Raw genomic sequence first — 18,897 nt, forward strand, 5'->3', positions numbered from 1 at the left:
GGCGCGACGAGGGGTTCGGCGGAGCGCGCGTGCAGCTCCCGCAGGTCGGCCACGCGCCCGGCCGCGACCTCGGCGGCCTCGGCGTCGCCGCGGACCTCGGCCGCGCGCTGCTCGGACAGGGCCAGCTCCACCTGGGCGGTGAGCTCGGCGGTGAAGGTGGGGATGACAGGGTTCACGGTGGCTCCTCGGGTCGCTCCGTCGGTGCGGGTCATCGGGTGGCCGGCTCGATGTCGAACAGCGGGGCCAGGCCGGTGCGGTGCAGCACGTCCAGGTCGTCGCGACCCAGCCCGCGCAGGACGACGCGCCCGCCGCGCACGCGGCAGCACCGCTTGGCGCGCAGCAGCAGCGCCACGACCACCGAGGACAGGTGCTCCACCCCGGACACGTCCACCACGAGGGTGGAGGTGCCGGAGTCGAGCGCCTCGCCCAGGGTGCGGCGCAGCGCACCGACGCCCTGGCGCAGGCAGCCCTCGTGGAGCGCCACCACGGTGACGCCCTCCTCCGGGGACGTCCCGACGGCCCCGTCGCGATCGAGCACCTGCAACGCGTCCACGCTCCCCTCCCCGGTGCGCCCGCGCCGGTCGCGGCGCGGGACGTTGGCCGCCCCGCTGCTCTCGAGCGGGGCGTGGCACCCACAGTGACCGAGGCGTGTTGCGGTTCCCCGACCCGGTCCATTGCGGTTCCGTGACGATCCGTGACCGGATCACCCCCGGCCCGCGCCGGGGGCCGCGACGCTGGCAACATGCGGACGTGTCCACGAGCGTCCTGGTCCTCGACGACGACGACGGGATCCGGACGTCCCTGACGCTGGCCCTGGAGGACGAGGGGTACCTCGTCACCGGCTGCGCCGCGGCCGAGGAGGCCCTCGCCACCGTCGCCGACGGCGCCCAGCCGGACGTCCTCGTCGTCGACCTCATGCTCGGCGGCATCGACGGCTTCACGTTCATCCGGCGGGTCCGGCCGCTGTGCGACGCACCCGTGATCGTGCTGTCCGCCCGCCAGGACAAGAGCGACATCGTCGCCGCCCTGGAGGCCGGCGCCGACGACTACCTCACCAAGCCGTTCGACCTGAGCGAGCTGTTCGCGCGGCTGCGGGCCCTGCGCCGCCGCGCCGAGGGGGCGAGCGCCGCGGAGGACGCCGTCGTCCTGGACTCCGTGGACGGGCCCCTCGTGCTGGACGCCGCCGCCGGCACCGTGCGCCGCGGCGACGAGCAGCTGCACCTGACCGTCACCGAGTTCCGGCTGCTGCGGGAGCTGGCCGGGGCGCCGGGTCGGGTGCTCAGCCGCCGCACGCTGCTGGAGCGGGTGTGGGACCGCGGCTTCTTCGGCGACGAGCGCATCGTGGACGTCCACGTGCGCAGGCTGCGCACCAAGGTCGAGCCGGACCCGTCCGCCCCGCGGCTGGTGACGACGGTGCGGGGCCTGGGGTACCGGCTGGACCGCCGGTGAGGCGGCCGCGGCCCCTGGGGCTGCGCGCGGGCGTCACCGTCTCCTTCACCCTGGGCGCCACCGCGCTGGCGACGCTGGCGGCGATCGGCACCCACGCGGTGACCCGCGAGTACCTGCTGGGCCAGCGGGAGGACACCGCCGTGCGGCAGGCGTTCGTGGACGCCTCCTCCGTGCGCGACGGGCTGCGCACCTCCGGGGTCACCGTCGCCGACGTGCTGGGCGCCGTGGCACCACCCACCGGTTCCGAGCTGCTGGTGCGCCGCGACGGGCGCTGGTACTCCGGTTCCCTGCAGGTCGGCGCCGACGACGTGCCCGCCGAGCTCAGCGCAGCGGTCGCGTCCGGCACGGCGGGGGTGACGTGGACGCGGGTGGGCGACGAGTCGGCCATCGCGGTGGGCGTGCCGCTGCCGGTGGTGGGCGCGGAGTTCTACGAGGTCACCCTCACGGACGAGCTGGACCGCACCCTGCTCGCCGTGCGCAACGCCCTGGCGGCGTTCGCGCTGTCCACCGCCCTCGGCGGCGCGCTGCTGGGGGCGTGGGCGTCGCGGCGCGCCGTCGCGCCGCTGCACGCGGTGGCCCGCACCGCGGCCAGCATCGCCGGCGGGGAGCTGGGCAGCCGCCTGCCGCCCACCACCGACCCGGACCTGGCCACGATCGTCGGGTCCTTCAACAGCATGGTCGACGCGCTGGAGGAGCAGATCCAGCGGGAGGTGCGCTTCAGCGCCGACGTCAGCCACGAGCTGCGCTCACCGCTGACCACGCTCGTCACCAGCGTGGCGCTGCTGCAGCGCCGCCGCGACGAGCTGCCGCAGCGCTCGCAGCAGGCCCTGGACCTCGTGGGCCGCGAGCTGGACCGCTTCCAGCAGACCCTCGACGACCTGCTGGAGCTGGCTCGGCTGGAGTCCGGCACCGCCTCCCGCCCGCGGGTGCGCGCCGGCGCGGTGGACCTGGCGCGCCAGGCCCTGGACGGCAGCGGCCGCCCGCACGTGCCGGTGCGCGCCGACGACGACGGCGCGCAGGTGGACGTGGACGTCCAGCAGCTCGCGCGGGCGCTGGTGAACCTCTTCGACAACGCCGACCGGCACGGGGAGGGGCTGGTGGAGGTCGGGGTGCAGCGCAGCGGGGACCGGGTGCGGTTCCTCGTCGACGACGCCGGGCCGGGCGTGCCCGCCGGGGAGCGGCAGCGGGTCTTCGAGCGGTTCGCGCGCGCCGGCTCGCGCGGGTCGCTGCCGGGGTCGGGGCTGGGGCTGAGCCTGGTGGCGGAGACGGTCCGCGCCCACGACGGCTCTGTGCGCTGCGCGGTGTCCCCGCGCGGTGGGGCCCGCTTCGTCGTGGAGCTGCCGGTGGCGCGCGCGCTCGCCGGCGTCGGGGGCGGCGCGCCGGGAGCCGGGCGGCGGGCGTGAGGGCGCGCGGGCCGCTGGCGGCGCTGGTGGCGGCCGCCGTGCTCACCGCCTGCGGTGCGCCCTCCGAGGGGCAGGTGCGCGAGATCGGACCCACCGAGGTGCCGTACGGGCTGCTGGAACCGGCGCCGGAGCCGTCCGCGGACAGCTCCGCCACCGCCGGGACGAGCAGCGGGCCGCGGGTGTACTTCCTCGCGGGCGACCGGCTGCTGGCGGTGCCGCTGGGCAGCGCCGGACCGCAGGGCACGGGCGACCCGGCGCGGCTGGGCGACCTCCTGGAGCGGTTGTCGGCCGGGCCGGGGCAGCAGGAGCGCGCCGACGGGCTCAGCAGCGCGCTCGGGCCGGACGTCCGGCTGAGCACGGGACCCGTCGTGGACGGCACCGCCCGGGTGTCGGTGGAGGGCCTGGCGGAGAACATCGCCGCCGACCGCCTGCCGCTGGCGGTGGGGCAGGTGGTCCTGACTGCCACCACGGCCCCGGGCGTGCAGGACGTGCAGCTGCTGCGCGACGGGGAGGTCCTGGAGGTGCCGCTGCCCGGCGGGGAACGCACCGCCGACCCCGTCAGCGCGGGCGACTACGCGGCCCTGGTCGGTCCCGAGCCGGCGACGCCGGTGCGCTGAGCGCACCCGCCGGGGCGGCGGCCGCGGTGGCCCGCCGCCCCGGCGGTCCCGCTCACCCGCGCGCCGCCGCCAGGGAGTTCGCCGAGCGCAGCACCAGCGGGTCCAGCCAGCGCTCCGCCTCGACGCGGTGGGCGGTGCGCACGGTGAACGCGTGCGCCTCCCCGGGCAGCAGGGTCACCAGGCCGTCGTCGACGACGGCGTCGGGCGCGACCACGTCCGCCAGCAGCGTGACGTCGCGGGCGAAGGAGGTGGCCAGCACCCGCACCGCCCACCCGCCGGGGACCTCCTCGGCGACGGCGCGCAGGGGCGCCGGGTCGTAGGCGACGTCGCGGTCCTCCGCGAACAGGTGCACCGCCCGGGACCCCGCGGCGCCGGTCTCGCAGGACACGTCGGCGACGAGGACCTCGGCGGTGGCGTCACCGGCCTCCCGCAGCTCCCCCGGCAGGGCCAGCACCCGCACCTCGCGGGCCGGCACCCGCACCTGGAGCACCACCGCGGCCAGCTCCCGCCCGTCCAGGGCGGTGCGCCGCACGTGCGCACGCCCCGTCCACGCCTCGCCGGTGTCGTTGACGAGGAGCAGGTGCACGGCGCCGTCGCGCGGCTGGAACGTCGCCAGGCGCGGGGAGTGCGCGCGCCGCAGCGCGTGGAAGGCGGGTTTGCGACGGCCGTCGCCGTCCACGACGGACCACGACGTCACCGGCCAGCAGTCGTTCAGCTGCCAGTACACGCTGCCGGCGGTGCGCGGCCACCAGGAGCGCAGGTGCTCCACCCCGCACGCCACGGCGCGCGCCTGGTTCAGCTGCGCGGCCCAGTTCCAGTCGCGGAAAGCGGTGGGCACGCCCAGGTGGGGTTCCATGCCGCGGTCCAGCTTGCCGTTGCCGTCGACGGCCTTCTGGTGCGCCAGGAACGCCGGGGAGTCCTTGCGCAGGTCGTCCGGTCCCAGGGCGCGGGTGAGGGTCGCCCACGCCGGTGGCGCCTGGTACCCGAACTCGGAGCAGAAGCGCGGGACCCGCTCGCGGTACGCGGTCCAGTCGCGCTCGTTCCACACGTCCCACACGTGGGTGGTGCCGTGGCCGGGGTCGTTGGGGTGCAGCTCACCCGCGGGTACGCCGGGGTTGGCGGGGCTGCCCGGCGAGTACGGGCGGGTGGGGTCCAGCTCCGCCAGGACCGCGGGGAACACCTGCTCGTAGTACCCCAGGCCCCAGGTGGCCTCCCCGAGCTGCTCCTTCCAGCCCCAGTCCTCGTGGCCCCAGATGTTCTCGTTGCCGCCGTTCCACAGCACCAGCGACGGGTGCGGGCTGAGGCGGGTGACGTTCTCGCGGGCCTCGGCGACGATCTCCGAGCGCAGCGGTTCCTCCTCGGAGTAGGCGGCGCACGCCAGCGGGAAGTCCTGCCACACCATCAGGCCCTTGACGTCGGCGAGGTCGTAGAAGTCGTCGGACTCGTAGATCCCGCCGCCCCACACGCGCACGAGGTTGACGTGCGCCTCCAGCGCGCGGTCCAGGGCCGCCTCGTAGCGCTCGCGGGTCAGGCGGGTCAGCAGGTGGTCCTCGGGGATCCAGTTCACGCCGCGCGCGAACACCGGCACGCCGTTGACGACGAGGGTGAACCGGGAACCGTGCTCGTCGGGGGTGGTGTCCAGCTCCACGGTGCGGAACGCGGTGCGCAGCTCGCGCGCGTCGAGCTGCGCACCGCCGGCGGACAGCCGCACCACCACGTCCACGAGGGGCTGCCCGCCGTACCCGACGGGCCACCACACGGGGGCACCGGGGACCTCCAGCAGCACGGTGGCGCTGGTGTCGCCGGGGGCGGCGCGCACCGCACCGGCGACGGCGAGGCCCGGCAGCTCCACCTCCACGAGCAGCTCGCCGGGTTCCTCCAGGCCGGAGCGCTCCACGTCGACGTGCACGGCGAGGCGGCCCGTGGTGCCGTCCAGGGTGGCCAGGGGGCGCACCGCCGCCAGCCGCGCGGTGCGCCAGCGCTGCAGCAGCACCGGCCGCCAGATCCCGGCGGTCTGCAGGTCCGGTCCCCAGTCCCACCCGAAGCTGCACGCCATCTTGCGCACGGCGTTGAACGGGTGGTCGTAGGCGCGGGGCCGGTAGCCGATCTCCTTCTCCACCGCCTCGGCGTGCTCCAGCGCCGAGTCGAACCGCACGCGCAGCCCGGTGGCGCCGGCGCGCAGGGCGGCGCCGGCGTCGAAGCGGTGCGTGCGGTGCATGTTCGCGGTGCGGCCCAGCTCCACGCCGCCGAGGGTGACGGTGGCGACGGTGTCCAGCCCGGTGAACACCAGGTCCACGCGCTCGCCGTCCGCGGGGGGCCCGGCGCCCGGCACGGCGCCGAGGTCGAGGCGGTACTCCCAGGCGCTGCGGTGCAGCCACTCCAGGGCCGCCTCGTTCTCGCCCAGGTAGGGGTCGGGGATCAGGCCGGCGTCGAGCAGGTGGGTGTGCACGGTGCCGGGGACGGAGACGTCCAGCGGGTTCGCGGCGAGGGCGCGGGCGACCTCGGCGGGGGCCTCGCCCCCGGCGCGGTGCAGGGTCCAGCCGCCGGTCAGTTCACGTTCGAGCACGGGTCGCGGCTCCCTCGTCGTGGGCGGCGCCGTCGGCGGTCGCCGCGACGTCGTCGATGTGCACCCAGGACCGGGTGCGGTGGTCGTAGCAGACGGAGTTGTCGATGGCGCCGCGGTCGACGCCCGCCTCGCCGGCGGCGACGCGACCGGGCCGTTCGGGATCGGGGGCGGCGGCCGCCAGCAGCTTCGTGTAGTCGTGGTGCGGGTCGAGGATGACGTCGTCGGCGGGTCCGCGTTCGACGACGCGGCCGCGGTACAGCACCAGCACCTCGTCGGAGAAGTGCCGGGCGGTGGCGAGGTCGTGCGTGATGTACAGCACCGCCAGGTCGTCCTCGCGCTGCAGGCGCCCCAGGAGGTTCAGCACGCCCAGGCGGATCGACACGTCGAGCATGGAGACGGGCTCGTCGGCGACGAGCACCTGCGCACCGGGAGCCAGGGCGCGAGCGATGGCGACGCGCTGGCGCTGGCCGCCGGACAGCTCGTGGGGCCGGCGCGCGGCCATGTCCGCGGCCGGGGTGAGGTTGACGCGTTCCAGCAGCTCCAGCACCCGCTGCCGGGTCTGCTCGGCGCCGCGGGTGCGCCCGTGCAGCTGCAGGGGCCGCGCGATGTGGTGCTCCACGGTGTGGAACGGGTTCAGGGAGGCGAACGGGTCCTGGAACACCATCTGCACGTGCCGGCGGTACAGCGATCCCCGAACGGGCGTGCCGTCGTCGAGGCGGACGTCGACGTCGCCGCCGGTGGGCGCCTCCAGGCGGGTGAGCACCTTGGCGATGGTGGACTTGCCGGACCCGGACTCGCCCACCAGCGCCACGGTGCGCCCGGGCACCAGGTCGAAGCTCACCCGGTCCACGGCCCGCAGCGGGCGCCGGCGCAGGCCGCCGCGGATCCGGTAGTCCTTGGTCAGGCCCCGCACGTGCACGCTGGTCACCGCAGCCCCTCGCTCTCCTCGGTCGGTCCGGTGCGCACGAAGCCCCCGCGCTCGCCGTGCAGGCTCGGGAAGGAGCCGAGCAGCTTGCGCGTGTAGGGGTGGTTCGCGTTCCGGTAGAGGTTCTGCGCGGTGTCGAGCTCGACGACCTCCCCGCGCAGCATGACGGCGATGCGGTCGCTGATCTCCAGCAGCAGCGGCAGGTCGTGCGTGATGAACACCACGGCGAAACCCAGCTCGTCGCGCAACCGGACGATCTCGCGCAGGATGTCGCGCTGCACGACGACGTCCAGCGCCGTCGTCGGCTCGTCCATGATCATCACCTGGGGCTCCAGGAGCATCGCCATGGCGATCATCACGCGCTGGCGCATCCCGCCGGACAGCTCGTGCGGGTAGGAGCGCAGCCGGCCGGGGTCCACCCCGACGCGGGTCAGCACGTCCGCGCAGCGTTCGCGCCGGGCTCGACGGCCCGGCGAGGAGTCGTGGGCGCGCAGCGTGTCGTCGAGCTGCGCGCCGATCGTTCGCACGGGGTTCAGGGCGTTCATCGCCCCCTGGAACACCATGGACAGCTTCGCCCAGCGGAACCGGCGCAGCTCCTCGTCGGCCAGGGCCAGCACGTCCACGTCGCCGCCGTCGCGGTCGTGGAACGTCACCGAGCCGGACGCGATGCGCGCCGGCGGCTGGTGCAGCCGGTTCACCGCGTACGCCAGGGTGGTCTTGCCGCAACCGGACTCACCCGCCAGGCCGAGGATCTCCCCGCGGTGCAGGTCGAGGGTCGCGCCCTTCACGGCCGTCACGGGCTGCTCGGTCTCGTAGACGACGGTCAGGTCCCGGACGCTCACGACGGCGGTGCCGGGGCCGGCCTGCTGCGAGGTGGTGGTGCTCACGCCGCACCGCCCTTCGCCGCCAGGCGGGTGCGCCGCCGGTGCAGCCGGGCGTTCTTCAGCTTCGGGTCGACGATCTCGTCGATGGAGAAGTTGATCAGGGCCAGGCCGGTGCCGAACAGGGCGATCACCAGGCCCGGCGGGGCGAACCACCACCACGCCCCCAGCGGCAGGGCGAAGCCGTTCTGGGCGTAGAAGAGCATCGTGCCCAGCGTCGAGGAGCCGGAGGCGCCCAGGCCGAGGAAGGACAGCCCCGCCTCGCCGAGCACGGCGGCGATGACGGCGAACACGAACTGCGACGCCAGCACCGGCAGCAGGTTCGGCAGGATCTCCACCGCGATCACCCGCCACGGCCGCTCCCCCGACAGCTTCGCCGCGGCCACGTAGTCGCGGTTGCGCACCGAGAGCGTCTGCGCCCGCAGCACCCGCGCCGAGGCCGCCCAGCTCGTCAGGGCCAGAACCACCGCGATCGTCCACAGCCCCCGGCTCTCCCGCGGCACGAAACCGGAGATGACGATGACCAGCGGCAGGCCGGGGATGACGAGGAACACGTTCGACAGCAGCGAGAACGCCTCGTCGGCCACGCCGCCCAGGTAGGCGCCGTAGATGCCGAAGAACGCCGAGAGCACCGTCGCCAGCACCCCGACGATCAGGCCGATCTGCAACGAGCCGCGGGTCGCGAACGCCAGCTGCGCGAAGACGTCCTGGCCGGTCTGGGTGGTGCCCAGCCACAGCCCGCCGGAGGGGCCGGTCAGGCCGACGTCGCGGATGCGGTCGGGGTCGCCCACCAGGAACGGCGCGAGCACTCCGAACAGGACGATGCCGGCGACGAGGGCGAGGCCGGTGGCCAGCCACGGCGTCATCGTGGGGAGCATCAGCCGCCAGGCGGCCTTGGGGCGGGCGGCGGGACCGGCGGCGGGCGGCCGCTGCACCACCGGCTCGGTGAGGGGCTGGGTGTTCGTCATGTCTCCTCCGCGGGGCGCCGGGCGCGTGGTCAGGACCGGGCCCGCGTGCGCGGGTCGATGAGGCCGTACAGCAGGTCAACGACGAGGTTCGCGCCGAGGACGGCCAGGGTGATGAACAGGAAGACGCCTTGCATGAGCGCGTAGTCGTTGTTGGTGACGGCGCCGAGCAGTCGCGAGCCGATGCCGGGGTAGGAGAACACCTGCTCGGTCACCACCGACCCGGACACCACGAACCCCAGCGCGATGGCGAACCCGGCGATGGAGGGCAGCACCGCGTTGCGCGCCGCGTAGTTCCGCATCACCTGCCGCGCCGGCAGGCCCTTGGCGCGGGCGGTCAGGACGTAGTCCTCCGAGAGGGTGGAGACCATCATGTTGCGCATGCCCAGCAGCCACCCGCCGACGGAACCGATGACGATGGTCAGGGCGGGCAGAAACCCGTAGTAGGCGGCGGACCGGATGAACTCCAGGTTCCACCCCGGCGTCAGCACCACGTCGTAGCCGCCCTGGGAGGGGAACATCTCCAGCTGCCGCGCCAGCACGTACACCAGGACGAGGGAGAGCCAGAAGTACGGCACCGCCGCCAGCAGCGTCGTGGACGGCACGAGCGAGTCCAGCCAGCTGCCAGGCCGCCACCCCGCGATCGCACCGAGTACGACGCCGAGGACGGCGGCCAGCACGGTGGCGATGCCGACGAGCACGAGCGTCCACGGCATCGACGCGGCGATGACCTCCGTCACCGGTGCGGGGAAGTAGCTGATCGACGTTCCCAAGTCGCCGCGGGCGATGTTCGTCAGGTAGGTCCAGTACTGCTGGATCATCGGGTCGCCCGTGTCGCCGCCCAGCAGGGTGGCGTAGGCCTTCCGCGTCTCCGGCGTCACGGTGGCGCCGCGCTGGCTCAGCTTGGCGAGCAGGATGTCCACCGGGTCACCGGGCAGCAGGCGCGGGATGAGGAAGTTCAGCGTCAGCGCCGCCCAGAACGCGACGGCGTAGAAGCCGAGCTTGCGCAGCAGGTAGCTCACGGCTCAGCCGCCGTTGACGGTGAGGTTCTTGAGGATCTCCGCGGCGTCCGTCGCGGACCACACGGCCGGGAACGCGTACTGGTCGTCGTCCTCGGGCCACCCGGAGAACTTCTCCACGTTCCAGACGCTGGTGGTGCCGCCGGTGAGGATCGGGATGTACGGCATCTGGTCCACGATCGTGGTCTGGATGACGTCGAACTGCGCCTGCCGGCCCGCCTCGTCCTCCGGGGACAGGCCGCGCAGCGTCTGCAGCGCGGCGTCGACGGCCGGGTCGGAGAACCGGGAGTAGTTGTTGCCGGGGGACTTCTCACCCACGGGGGCGGTCATCTCGCCGGCGTAGAAGTAGTTGTAGAGGTAGTACGGGTCGGGGGACGGGCCCTGCCACAGCGAGTCGATGGCGAGCTGGAAGTTCCCCTTCATGCGCTTGTCGGTCCACTCGTTCCAGGACGACTGCGCGGCCTGCAGCTCGATGCCGGCGGCCTTCGCCTGCTGGGAGATCGTCTGGATGGCGGTGATGTAGTCGGTCCAGCCGGTGACGACCTCGATGGTCATGGCGACCCGCTGGCCGTCCTTGGCGTAGATGCCGTCGGCGCCCTTGACGTAGCCGGCCTCCTCGAGGATCCGCGACGCCTCGGCGAGGTCGGGGCCGTCGGGGGCGACCTTCGGCTCGACCGCGTCGGAGATGGTGGACTCCTGCGTGGCGGTCAGCGCGAACGTCGGCGAGATCTCGGCGGCGGTGTCCTGGAACGCCAGCTTGTTCAGCTGCGTGCGGTCCATCGCGTAGAACAGCGCCCGGCGCACCGCGGGGTCGGTCTGCGGGCCGGTGCAGCCGAGCGCGACGTTCGCGCAGGTGCCCAGCACCATCTGGTTCTGCGCCGCGGTGCCCGTGTCGTACGACGGGAAGTTCTCGTTGACGTTCTGCATGTCCGGCACCGGGCCGGTCTGCCAGTCGACGGTCCCGCCGGCGATGGCGTCCGCGCCGGCCTGGTTGCCGGACAGGGCGACGTACCGGACCGTCTTCACCTCCGGCGCACCGCCCCAGTGGTCCTCGTTGGCGACGAAGGTGAACGCCTGAGGCTTGAAGTCGCCCAGCTCGAACGCCCCCGTGCCGACGGGCGCTTCCATGATGTCCGTGGTGGGGTCGATGTCCTTCCACAGGTGCTCGGGCACGATGTAGATCTGGCTGAGGACGTCCGGGCCGGACGTGTACGCCGGCGCGTCCCAGGTGAAGGTGACGTGGGTGTCGTCGACGACGGCGACGGTCCCGTCGTAGCCGGTGCCGTTGATGCCCGGCGTGTTCTTGAGCATGTCGAACGTGAACGCGACGTCCTCCGCGCTGAACGGCTCCCCGTCGGACCAGGTCACGCCCTCGCGCAGGGTCACGCTGAGCTGGGTGCCGTCCTCGTTCCAGGAGTAGTCGGTGCCCAGCAGGGGCACCGGGTCGCTCTCCTGCGCCTTGTTGATGAAGAACAGCGGCTCGAAGATCGTCCCCTGCCCGCCGATCGAGGAGGGGGCGTAGGGGTTGAAGTTCTGCTGGTAGTCGCCGGCCTGGCCGGTGTACGCGACGAGGGTGCTGGAGCGGTCCGCGGCGGCTTCCTCCGAACCGGAGCAGCCGGTGGCGAGCAGGGCGAACGCGGCGGATCCCGCGGCGAGAGCGGTCGTCGTCCGGCGCGGGCCACGGCGGGGGGAGAAGAGGGGCATGAGCGTTCCTCGTTCCGTCGCCGCGTCGTCGCGGCGGTGCGAGCGCCAGGCCGCTCCACGGGCGCCCCCATCGGCGTCGGTGGACGGGCACGGCCTGCCAGGCCGCAATTCTTAACCTGCTTGAGTTAGCGTGTCAACGATCCGCCACGGCTCGCTGCGCACAGCGACCGCACCGCCGGACGGCCGCCGCGGCGGGCCCCGCGAGTCAGCGCAGGTGGCCCTTCGAGACGCTGCGGAGGTGGCCCTCGGACACGCTCCGCAGGTGCCCCTTCGACACGTCGCGCAGGTGCCCCTTCGACACGCTGCGGAGGTGGCCGGTCTCGACCGGCGCCTTCGAGGTCGCCTTCGCCGTGGAGGTGATCTTCACGGGCGCCTTCGGCGCGGCGGAGGCGGCGGGGGCCAGGGCCGCCGACCCGGCGAGCACGGAACCGGCGAGCGCGAGGGCGGCGAGGGCGCGGGCAGCGGACACGGTGATTCTCCTCCAGTCGTGATCGGGACGGAGCGTCACCGACACCTGAGCCATCGGTCCTGCTCGCCGCACGCTTGAGGGTCGGATCGCGCCCACCTTCCTCACTCTCAGTGACGACGCAAGGGGCGCGGTCGAACCCTCCCGCGCCGAGTGGCGACCGGCCCCCGCCGGTGCCACGCTCGAAACCCTCGAGGAGGAGGTCGACGTGGACGCTCGGGCGAGGACGGCGGAGGACCTGCTGCAGGTCCTCCACGACGGCAGGCCGGTGCGGCCGGTGCGCGGCACGCGCGCGGCCGACCTGGACGCGCGGCGGGTGCTGGCGTGGTGGGGCGGCTTCCGCGACCAGGTCGTGGCGCGGCGCGGCGAGCTGGACGGCGTGGCAGCCACGCTGGTCGAGACCGTGCTGGCGGCCGACGAGGAGGTGGAGGCGCTCCCGCCCGGATCGGCCCCCGCGGAGGTGTTCGGCGCCGTGGCCCGCGGGGCGGGGCGGGTCCAGGGGCCGCTGCAGCCGCTGGCGAGGTGGTTCGGGGAGCTGGCGCAGGCGTGCTCCGGCGACGTCGGCACCCGCGAGCTCGCGCTGGCGGCCGAGCACGTCGGCACGGCCGGGGCCGGAGGCGGTACCCCGGTGCTGCGGGCGATGGAGCCGGCGGCGCGGGCACTGGCAGGCGCCGACGCGGCCGGGGTGCCGGTGGTCACAGCTCTGAACGCGGCGTACCGGGCGGCCGCCGACGGTGCGCGCGGCACGGTGCACGAGGGCTCGGTGGACCCGGTGGCGCTGACGGTCGCCTGGTTCTTCGAGCGCGGCACCGTCGTCTGACCCTCACCCTCCCCGCCCCCCCCGCGGTGGTCCTGCGCGGTTGAGCCTTCGACCCCGCGAGATCACCGTGGGTGGGGAGGGGGCGGACGGGTGAAGGTAGTTGCACTTTCAAGGGAAGAGGGGGTACTTTCGGCTCAGAAGTTGAATGCTCAACGATCTGGGGAGACCACCATGGGCTGGTTCGGCCGCAAGAACGACGACACGACGAGCACCGCGAACGGGACGGCGACCGCCACCCTGCCCGCACCCGCCGGGCTGCCCGCGGTGCCCGGCTACCTCGCCGGCACCTGGACCATCGACGCCTCCCACTCCGAGGTGTCCTTCACCGTGCGGCACATGGCCGTCAGCAAGGTCCGCGGCCGGCTCGGTGCCGTGTCCGGCGAACTCGTCACCGCCGAGGACCCCACCCGCTCCACGGTCACCGCCACCGTCGACGTCACCTCGCTCACCACGTTCAACGAGCAGCGCGACGCGCACGTCCACGGCGCCGACTTCTTCGACGTCGCCACCCACCCCTCGGCCACGTTCGTCTCCACCGCCCTCACCCACGACGGCGAGGAGTTCCGGCTCACCGGCGACCTCACCCTCAAGGGCGTCACCCGTCCCGTGACGCTCACGCTGGAGGTGTCCGGCTTCGGCCCCGACGCCTACGGCGGCACCCGTGCCGGGTTCTCCGCCAAGGGCCGCATCGACCGCCGCGACTTCGGCATCTCCTTCGACGCCAAGCTCGACAACGGTGGCCTCGTCGTCGCCGACAAGGTCGACCTCGAGCTCGACGTCGAGGCCGTCCTCAACGCCTGACCGGCAGGGCCCTCCCCAGGACCGTGCGCAGCATCGGTCCCCGCGGCGACGACGCCATCAGTCGCAGGTCGTCCGCGGGGCCGGTGCCGCCGTCCAGGAAACCCAGCACCCGGTGCACCGGGTTCCGCGCGAACAGCCCCGTGAAGAAACCCGGGCCGTCCAGCCGGCCGCGTGCCAGCGCCTCCAGCACCAGCGAGTCCATCAGCAGGTGCCGGCGCCGGTGAGCCGGCGGCAGCACCAGCGGCTCACCCGCACGAGCCCGCTCGGCCAGGACGTCCGCCTGGCGCTGCAGGGCGCTGAACGCGTACCCCGTCGACGGGCGCACCGAACCCGACGCCGCCCCCCAGCGCAGCACCCCGGGGACGGGCGACGGCGGGAACCCGGCGTCCGTCATCGGGATGACCCCCTGCTCCTCCCCCAGCACCTCCACCTCACCGATCCCGCTGCGCCGCAGGTAATCGCGCAGCCCCTGTTCGTACTGCCCCCGCGTCAGCACCGACGCCGAGAACAGCGTGTACTCCACCAGCGCATCGTGCGCCGAGGTGGGCAGGACGTACCCGAACGCCACCCCGCCCGCAGGCTGCGGAACCCGGAAGTCCATCAGCGTCGCCGTCGACGCGTCGAACACCGGCCGCTCGCTGCGCACCCGCCGGCCCAGGAAGTGCTGGAGCAGCAGCGTGCGGCCCGTCCGCGGAACCGGGACCGGCCGGGTGTCCACGACCGTCCAGCCGGGTTCGCGCAGTTCCGCGGGATCGTCCACGACGGACTCCTCCACCACGGAACCCACCGCCCGCAGGCGATCGCGCACCGCAGCGTCCAGGTCCTCGGAACTCAGCATCCGGTACCGCCAGCCACCCAGGTGGGCGGCGACACCGTCACCTCCCTCGGAGACCAGGCGGACCCTCGGCCACTCCGCCGACACCAGGTGCCCGAACGGCCCGGGCCCGGCCGCACCCCACGTGCACCAGGTGCGCGGCTGCGTGCGCCGGCCCGACCCCGCCGGGGCCTCCACCACCCGCAGCGGCACGCCGGAACCCGCGAGCCGCCACGCCAGGCTCGCGCCCGCCGCGCCCAGGCCGACCACGACCACGCCACGACCACCGCTCGCTCCCGAACCCGCCACGGCCCTAGGGTCCCAGTGCCCGAACACCGCCGCCCCAGGAGGCACCCGTGAAGCTCGTCACCGGTTTCCGCGACTTCGTCCTGCGCGGGAACGTCATCGACCTGGCGGTGGCCGTGGTCATCGGCACCGCGTTCACGGCCGTGGTGACGTCCGTCGTCCAGGGGCTCATCAACCCGCTCATCGCCGCGATCGGCGGCGGCCCGAACCTCGCTGGGACGTGGGTGGTGCCCCTGCGCACGATCACCGTCGACGGGCAGGCGCAGGAGGTGGGGCTGCAGTTCGGCACGGTCGTCGGCGCGGTGCTGAACTTCCTCATCGTCGCGGCCGTCGTGTACTTCCTCGTCGTGACGCCGCTGAACCGCCTGCTGGCCCTGCGCAAGGAGAACCAGGCGCCCGAGCCGGCGGCCCCCAGCGAGGACGTCCGGCTGCTCACGGAGATCCGCGACCTCCTCGCGCAGCAGCGGGGCGGTTCCCCCGCCGGGGACCGCGGCCCCCGGACCGGTGCCTAGCGCCCGGAGGAGCTCTCCGGGCCGGTGTCCCCGGAGACCGCTTGCTCGGCGTCGCGCTCGTCGATGAGGACGCCGGCCAGCGGGTCGCCCGCACCGGTGCCGGCCGGGATCTCCTCCTCGGTGCCGAGCGGGTCCTCGGGGCTGCGCGCGGGCGAGGGCTGGATGCCGCCGTCCGACCCGCGGGCCACCTGACGGCTGCCACCCTCCTCCACGGCGCGCACCTCGGCGTTGTCCGTGGGGTCGACCCGGTCGGTCGGCCGGGTGCTCTTGCCGGTCTCGTCGCTGGGAGTGCTCACGGCTCACCACCCTGACTGCGACCACGCCCCCTCGCCACCGGAACCCCCTCGCCACCGCCCCGCGGTGATCGAGGGAGGGGTCAGTCGCCGGGGGTGTCGCGCAAGCCGAGGACGCGCAGACCGCGCAGGCGGTTCAGGGCCGCCGCCACCTCGTGCGGGCGCGGCACCGCCACGTCGGCGCTCGCCCCGCCCGTCCACCCCTCCACCGGACCGGCCAGGTCCGCCGCCAGCAGCTCCAGCGCCGCCGCCAGCGTGCGCCGGCCGTCCAGGTGACCGGCCGCGACGAGGTGGTCCACCGCGTACCCCGCACCGGCGACCTGCGAGGGGTCGGTGAACTGCCGCACCGCCCGCACGTCCACGTCGTGCTCACCGAACAGCAGCGCGTCGGTGCCGCGCGCGGACACCTTGCGGCGATCGCGCACCCGCGGGTCCAGGGAGCGCGGGTCCACCACCCGGTGCCGCACCGGCGGGAAACCGCCCGCCTCCACCGCCCGGCCCGTCGGGGTCGCCGCCACCTCGCGGGCGCGCTCGGTGACGTCCTCGCAGCGGAACCCCCGCATCAGCAGCACCCGGTCGGCCACGTCGAGGAAGTCGCCGGAGGCGCCCACCACCAGAACCGTCGAGACGCCGTGGTCGGCGTGCAGGGAGCGCACCAGGTCCACGAACGGGTTCAACGGCTCGGCGCCCTTCGCCACCAGCGCCTGCATGCGCGCGTCGCGCACCATGAGGTTCGTCGCCGCCGTGTCCTCGTCCACCAGCAGCAGGCCGCTGCCCGCCTCCAGCGCCTCCACGACCGCGGCGGCCTGCGACGTGGAGCCGGAGGCGTCGGCGGTGGTGAAGTCGCGCGGGTCCAGCCCGCCGGGGAGGCCGGAGACGAACGCGCCGACGTCCACCCGCGTCACCGCCCGCCCGTCCTCGGCGCGGATCGCCGCCGCGTCCGCGACCGCGACGACCAGCTCGCGCCCGTCACCGGGCACGTGGTCGTGCACGCCCGCCCGCAGCGCAGCCAGCAGCGTCGACTTGCCGTGGAAACCGCCGCCCACGACGACCGTGACGCCCTCGCGCACCCCCATCCCGCTCACCCGGCCGCGGTGCGGCAGGTCCACCTCCACGCGCAGCGACGGCGGGCTCGTGAACGGCACCGCGTCCAGCGCCGGGCGCGGGTCCACGCCGCTGCGCCGCGGCAGCAGCGCCCCGTCGGCGACGAACGCCACCAGCCCCAGCTCCGGCAGCCGCGCGCGCAGCACCGAGGCGTCCTCCACCGCGTCGGCGAAGGCGCGCACCTCGTCCGCGTCCAGCGCGGCGGACAGCAGCGCCGAGCGCACCAGCTCCGGCAGCGCCCCCGTCAGCTCCCGCGCCGCGGTGCGCCCGTCGACGCGCCGGCGCGGGCCGGGCAGGTGGTAGCCGAAGCGCAGCACCACCGAGCCGTCCGCGGCGACCTCGCAGGAGCTGCGCTGCAGCACCTCCTGCCCACCGGCGTCCACGCGGAAGGTGCGGCCGGCCGCCTCGCGCGCAGCCCGCGCCAGGTACCCGGCCAGGGCGCGCCGGCGGGCGGGCACGTCCAGGCCCAGGGGCGCGAACCCCGCGGTCGCCGCGTCCACCCGCACCTCGCAGCGGCTCGGCGGCGCGAACGGGTCCGCCTGCCCGCGCACCAGGGAGAACGTCACCCCCGGCAGCAGCGGCCAGCGCCGGCCCGTCAGGGAGCGGTAGCGCGCGTAGGGGCCGTCGTGCAGGCGGTGCAGGGCGGCGGCGAGGTCACCGCCGGGGTCGTCGCGGTCGTCGCGGTCGTGGTCGGCGGGGCGGGGTCGGGGCACCCGCCGACCCTACGAGCGCGCTCCGTCACCGGGCCCCGCGAGGACTGCTCCGAGGAGGTGACGCGAGACGTGTAACGCTCCGGCGCCCGGGAGCGATGTGGTCGCTGAGTCCGGGGGGACTCGCACCGGGACCGGGGGGACCACGGTGCGAGCTGGGCTCGCGCAGGGGGGGACGCGGTGCCGCGCCCGGTGGCCGGGGGGACCACCGGGCGCCGCACCCGCCCTCGTCCGCCTAGCCGGGCAGCTGCCCGTAGACGCGCCCGACCGGCAGCCTCACCACGCGGCGCCGGTCGCGCACCATCGCCGCGCGGTAGTCGTCCCAGTCGGGGTGCTCGCCGGCCAGCGCCCGGTACAGGTCCACCAGCTCCTCGACGGCCTCGTCGTCCGGGCGCTGCGCGACGGGGCCGAGCTCGGCGTCGCCCTCCACCACCGTCCACGACCAGAAGTCCGGCGCGCTCACGTGCAGGGAGGCGCGCGGGTCGCGCTCGAGGTTGCGGGCCTTGGCGCGGTCGGCGGTGATCGACACCCGCACCAGCCGGCGCTCCGGGTCGTAGTGGTGGGTGACGTTGGACAGCTGGGGGCGGCCGTCGCGCTTGAGCGTGACGAGCACGCCGTTCCGGGTGGAGGCGACGAGGTCCAGCAGCTGCCGCTCGCGGTCGGTGCTCACCCCGGCGACGCTAGGCGCCACCCCGCCACCCCGCCAGGGGGTCAGCGGGAGCGGAGGACGTCCTCCAGGGTGCGCGGCGGGTGCCCGGTCAGGCGCTGCACGACGTCGGTGACGACGTCCAGCTCGCCGGCGCCGATGGCGGTGTACGTGCTCACCCAGCCGTCCACCTCCCACGCCGGCGCCCCGTACCCGGAGCGGGACGCGTACGCCTCCTCCACCGTCTCCTCCACGTAGTCCACCGGCTCACCGGTGACGCGGGTGATCGTGGCCGCGACCTCCGCCACGCTCAGCGCCTCGGGGCCGGTGACGTCGTAGGTGCGCCCGGCGTGCGACTCGTCCAGCAGCGCGGCCACCGCCACCTCGGCGACGTCCGCGCGCGCCACGGCCCCCACCCGGCCGCTGCCCGCCGGGCCGCGCAGCGCGCCGTCCGTGACGAACTCCGGCAGCACGTCCAGGTAGAAGGAGTCGCGCAGCACCGTGGTCTCCAGGCGGGCCGCGGCCAGCAGGCCCTCGGTGGCGGCGTGGTCGCGACCGAAGGTGAACGTGCAGTCCGGTGCCGCACCCAGGAACGAGGTGTAGACGACGCGGCGCACGCCCGCCGCGGCGGCGGCCTCCACGGCGGTGCGGTGCAGCGCGACGCGGCCGGCGTCCTCGGAGGCGGAGACCAGCAGCAGCACGTCCACCCCGTCGAACGCGTGCCGCAGCGCCTCGCCGTCGGCGTAGGACGCCACCCGCACGTCGGCGCCGGGGAGGTCCGGGGCGCGGGAGGGGTCCCGCACCACCAGGCGGTGCGGCACCGCCGCCGCCGTCAGGGCCCGCGCCACGCGCCCGCCGACCTGTCCCGTCGCACCCGTCACCCCGATGAGCCCCAC

At 74.8% G+C, this 18,897-nt stretch carries 19 protein-coding genes; 6 read left to right on the top strand and 13 right to left on the bottom strand.

Annotated features, from left to right (window positions below; translation table 11 throughout):
- Nucleotides 1–208: 208 nt before the first annotated feature.
- The gene (locus tag MN205_RS03620) at nucleotides 209–553 is read right to left on the bottom strand and encodes an STAS domain-containing protein (protein WP_242124387.1); all 345 of its coding nucleotides are present in this window, start codon (nucleotides 551–553) and stop codon (nucleotides 209–211) included.
- A gap of 197 nt (nucleotides 554–750) precedes the next feature.
- On the opposite strand from MN205_RS03620, the gene MN205_RS03625 reads away from it, so the two are divergent.
- From MN205_RS03625 to MN205_RS20215, 3 genes are read left to right on the top strand one after another with little or no spacing between them, the layout of a single operon-like run.
- Nucleotides 751–1,449, top strand: coding sequence for a response regulator transcription factor (locus tag MN205_RS03625; protein ID WP_242124389.1), 699 nt, complete (start codon nucleotides 751–753; stop codon nucleotides 1,447–1,449).
- Nucleotides 1,446–2,852 (top strand): HAMP domain-containing sensor histidine kinase, encoded by a 1,407-nt coding sequence (locus tag MN205_RS21475; protein ID WP_242124391.1) that lies wholly within the window; start codon nucleotides 1,446–1,448, stop codon nucleotides 2,850–2,852. The genes MN205_RS03625 and MN205_RS21475 overlap by 4 nt, the downstream gene beginning before the upstream one ends.
- Nucleotides 2,849–3,469 carry a GerMN domain-containing protein gene (locus tag MN205_RS20215; protein WP_242124393.1) on the top strand — a complete coding sequence of 207 codons (621 nt, stop codon included), beginning with the start codon at nucleotides 2,849–2,851 and terminating at the stop codon, nucleotides 3,467–3,469. Before MN205_RS21475 ends, MN205_RS20215 begins: the two co-directional genes overlap by 4 nt.
- A 52-nt stretch (nucleotides 3,470–3,521) precedes the next feature.
- Here MN205_RS20215 and MN205_RS03640 read toward each other — a convergent pair whose 3' ends face one another.
- The 7 genes from MN205_RS03640 to MN205_RS03670 form a co-directional block, all read right to left on the bottom strand.
- The gene (locus tag MN205_RS03640; RefSeq protein WP_242124395.1) at nucleotides 3,522–6,035 is read right to left on the bottom strand and encodes a hypothetical protein; all 2,514 of its coding nucleotides are present in this window, start codon (nucleotides 6,033–6,035) and stop codon (nucleotides 3,522–3,524) included.
- On the bottom strand, nucleotides 6,022–6,963 hold the full coding sequence (locus MN205_RS03645; RefSeq protein WP_242124398.1) for an ABC transporter ATP-binding protein: 942 nt from the start codon (nucleotides 6,961–6,963) through the stop codon (nucleotides 6,022–6,024). The genes MN205_RS03640 and MN205_RS03645 overlap by 14 nt, the downstream gene beginning before the upstream one ends.
- Nucleotides 6,960–7,847, bottom strand: coding sequence for an ABC transporter ATP-binding protein (locus tag MN205_RS03650; protein ID WP_242124400.1), 888 nt, complete (start codon nucleotides 7,845–7,847; stop codon nucleotides 6,960–6,962). Before MN205_RS03650 ends, MN205_RS03645 begins: the two co-directional genes overlap by 4 nt.
- Nucleotides 7,844–8,809, bottom strand: coding sequence for an ABC transporter permease (locus MN205_RS03655; RefSeq protein ID WP_242124402.1), 966 nt, complete (start codon nucleotides 8,807–8,809; stop codon nucleotides 7,844–7,846). Before MN205_RS03655 ends, MN205_RS03650 begins: the two co-directional genes overlap by 4 nt.
- Nucleotides 8,810–8,838: 29 nt before the next feature.
- A complete protein-coding gene (locus MN205_RS03660) occupies nucleotides 8,839–9,828 on the bottom strand; it encodes an ABC transporter permease (protein ID WP_242124403.1) in 990 nt (329 codons plus the stop codon).
- A 3-nt stretch (nucleotides 9,829–9,831) separates the two neighbouring features.
- Complete coding sequence (locus MN205_RS03665; RefSeq protein ID WP_242124405.1) at nucleotides 9,832–11,529, bottom strand: ABC transporter substrate-binding protein; 1,698 nt, start codon at nucleotides 11,527–11,529, stop codon at nucleotides 9,832–9,834.
- 205 nt (nucleotides 11,530–11,734) lie between these two features.
- On the bottom strand, nucleotides 11,735–11,998 hold the full coding sequence (locus MN205_RS03670) for a hypothetical protein (RefSeq protein ID WP_242124407.1): 264 nt from the start codon (nucleotides 11,996–11,998) through the stop codon (nucleotides 11,735–11,737).
- Between the two features lie 205 nt (nucleotides 11,999–12,203).
- Here MN205_RS03670 and MN205_RS03675 point away from each other — a divergent pair, with 205 nt between their 5' ends.
- Both MN205_RS03675 and MN205_RS03680 read left to right on the top strand, forming a co-directional pair.
- Entirely contained in the window at nucleotides 12,204–12,815 is a 612-nt protein-coding gene (locus MN205_RS03675) for a hypothetical protein (protein ID WP_242124409.1), read from the top strand.
- A gap of 171 nt (nucleotides 12,816–12,986) precedes the next feature.
- On the top strand, nucleotides 12,987–13,616 hold the full coding sequence (locus tag MN205_RS03680; RefSeq protein WP_242124411.1) for a YceI family protein: 630 nt from the start codon (nucleotides 12,987–12,989) through the stop codon (nucleotides 13,614–13,616).
- On the opposite strand, the gene MN205_RS03685 is transcribed toward MN205_RS03680, so the two are convergent.
- Nucleotides 13,606–14,739 (bottom strand): lycopene cyclase family protein, encoded by a 1,134-nt coding sequence (locus MN205_RS03685; protein ID WP_242124413.1) that lies wholly within the window; start codon nucleotides 14,737–14,739, stop codon nucleotides 13,606–13,608. The two genes, MN205_RS03680 and MN205_RS03685, sit on opposite strands and share 11 nt — an antisense overlap.
- A 47-nt stretch (nucleotides 14,740–14,786) precedes the next feature.
- Here MN205_RS03685 and mscL point away from each other — a divergent pair, with 47 nt between their 5' ends.
- Nucleotides 14,787–15,248, top strand: coding sequence for a large conductance mechanosensitive channel protein MscL (gene mscL / locus MN205_RS03690; RefSeq protein ID WP_242124415.1), 462 nt, complete (start codon nucleotides 14,787–14,789; stop codon nucleotides 15,246–15,248).
- Here mscL and MN205_RS03695 read toward each other — a convergent pair.
- From MN205_RS03695 to MN205_RS03710, 4 genes are all read right to left on the bottom strand, one after another.
- Nucleotides 15,245–15,544, bottom strand: coding sequence for a hypothetical protein (locus tag MN205_RS03695; RefSeq protein ID WP_242124417.1), 300 nt, complete (start codon nucleotides 15,542–15,544; stop codon nucleotides 15,245–15,247). The genes mscL and MN205_RS03695 overlap by 4 nt on opposite strands.
- Before the next feature lie 80 nt (nucleotides 15,545–15,624).
- On the bottom strand, nucleotides 15,625–17,358 hold the full coding sequence (locus MN205_RS03700) for an ABC-ATPase domain-containing protein (RefSeq protein ID WP_242124419.1): 1,734 nt from the start codon (nucleotides 17,356–17,358) through the stop codon (nucleotides 15,625–15,627).
- Nucleotides 17,359–17,590: 232 nt separating this feature from the next.
- Nucleotides 17,591–18,025 carry a PPOX class F420-dependent oxidoreductase gene (locus MN205_RS03705; protein ID WP_242124421.1) on the bottom strand — a complete coding sequence of 145 codons (435 nt, stop codon included), beginning with the start codon at nucleotides 18,023–18,025 and terminating at the stop codon, nucleotides 17,591–17,593.
- A 41-nt stretch (nucleotides 18,026–18,066) separates the two neighbouring features.
- Nucleotides 18,067–18,897 (bottom strand): NAD(P)H-binding protein, encoded by an 831-nt coding sequence (locus MN205_RS03710; RefSeq protein ID WP_242124422.1) that lies wholly within the window; start codon nucleotides 18,895–18,897, stop codon nucleotides 18,067–18,069.

The sequence above is a fragment of the Kineococcus sp. TRM81007 genome, from assembly GCF_022669155.1.
Classification (GTDB): domain Bacteria; phylum Actinomycetota; class Actinomycetes; order Actinomycetales; family Kineococcaceae; genus Kineococcus.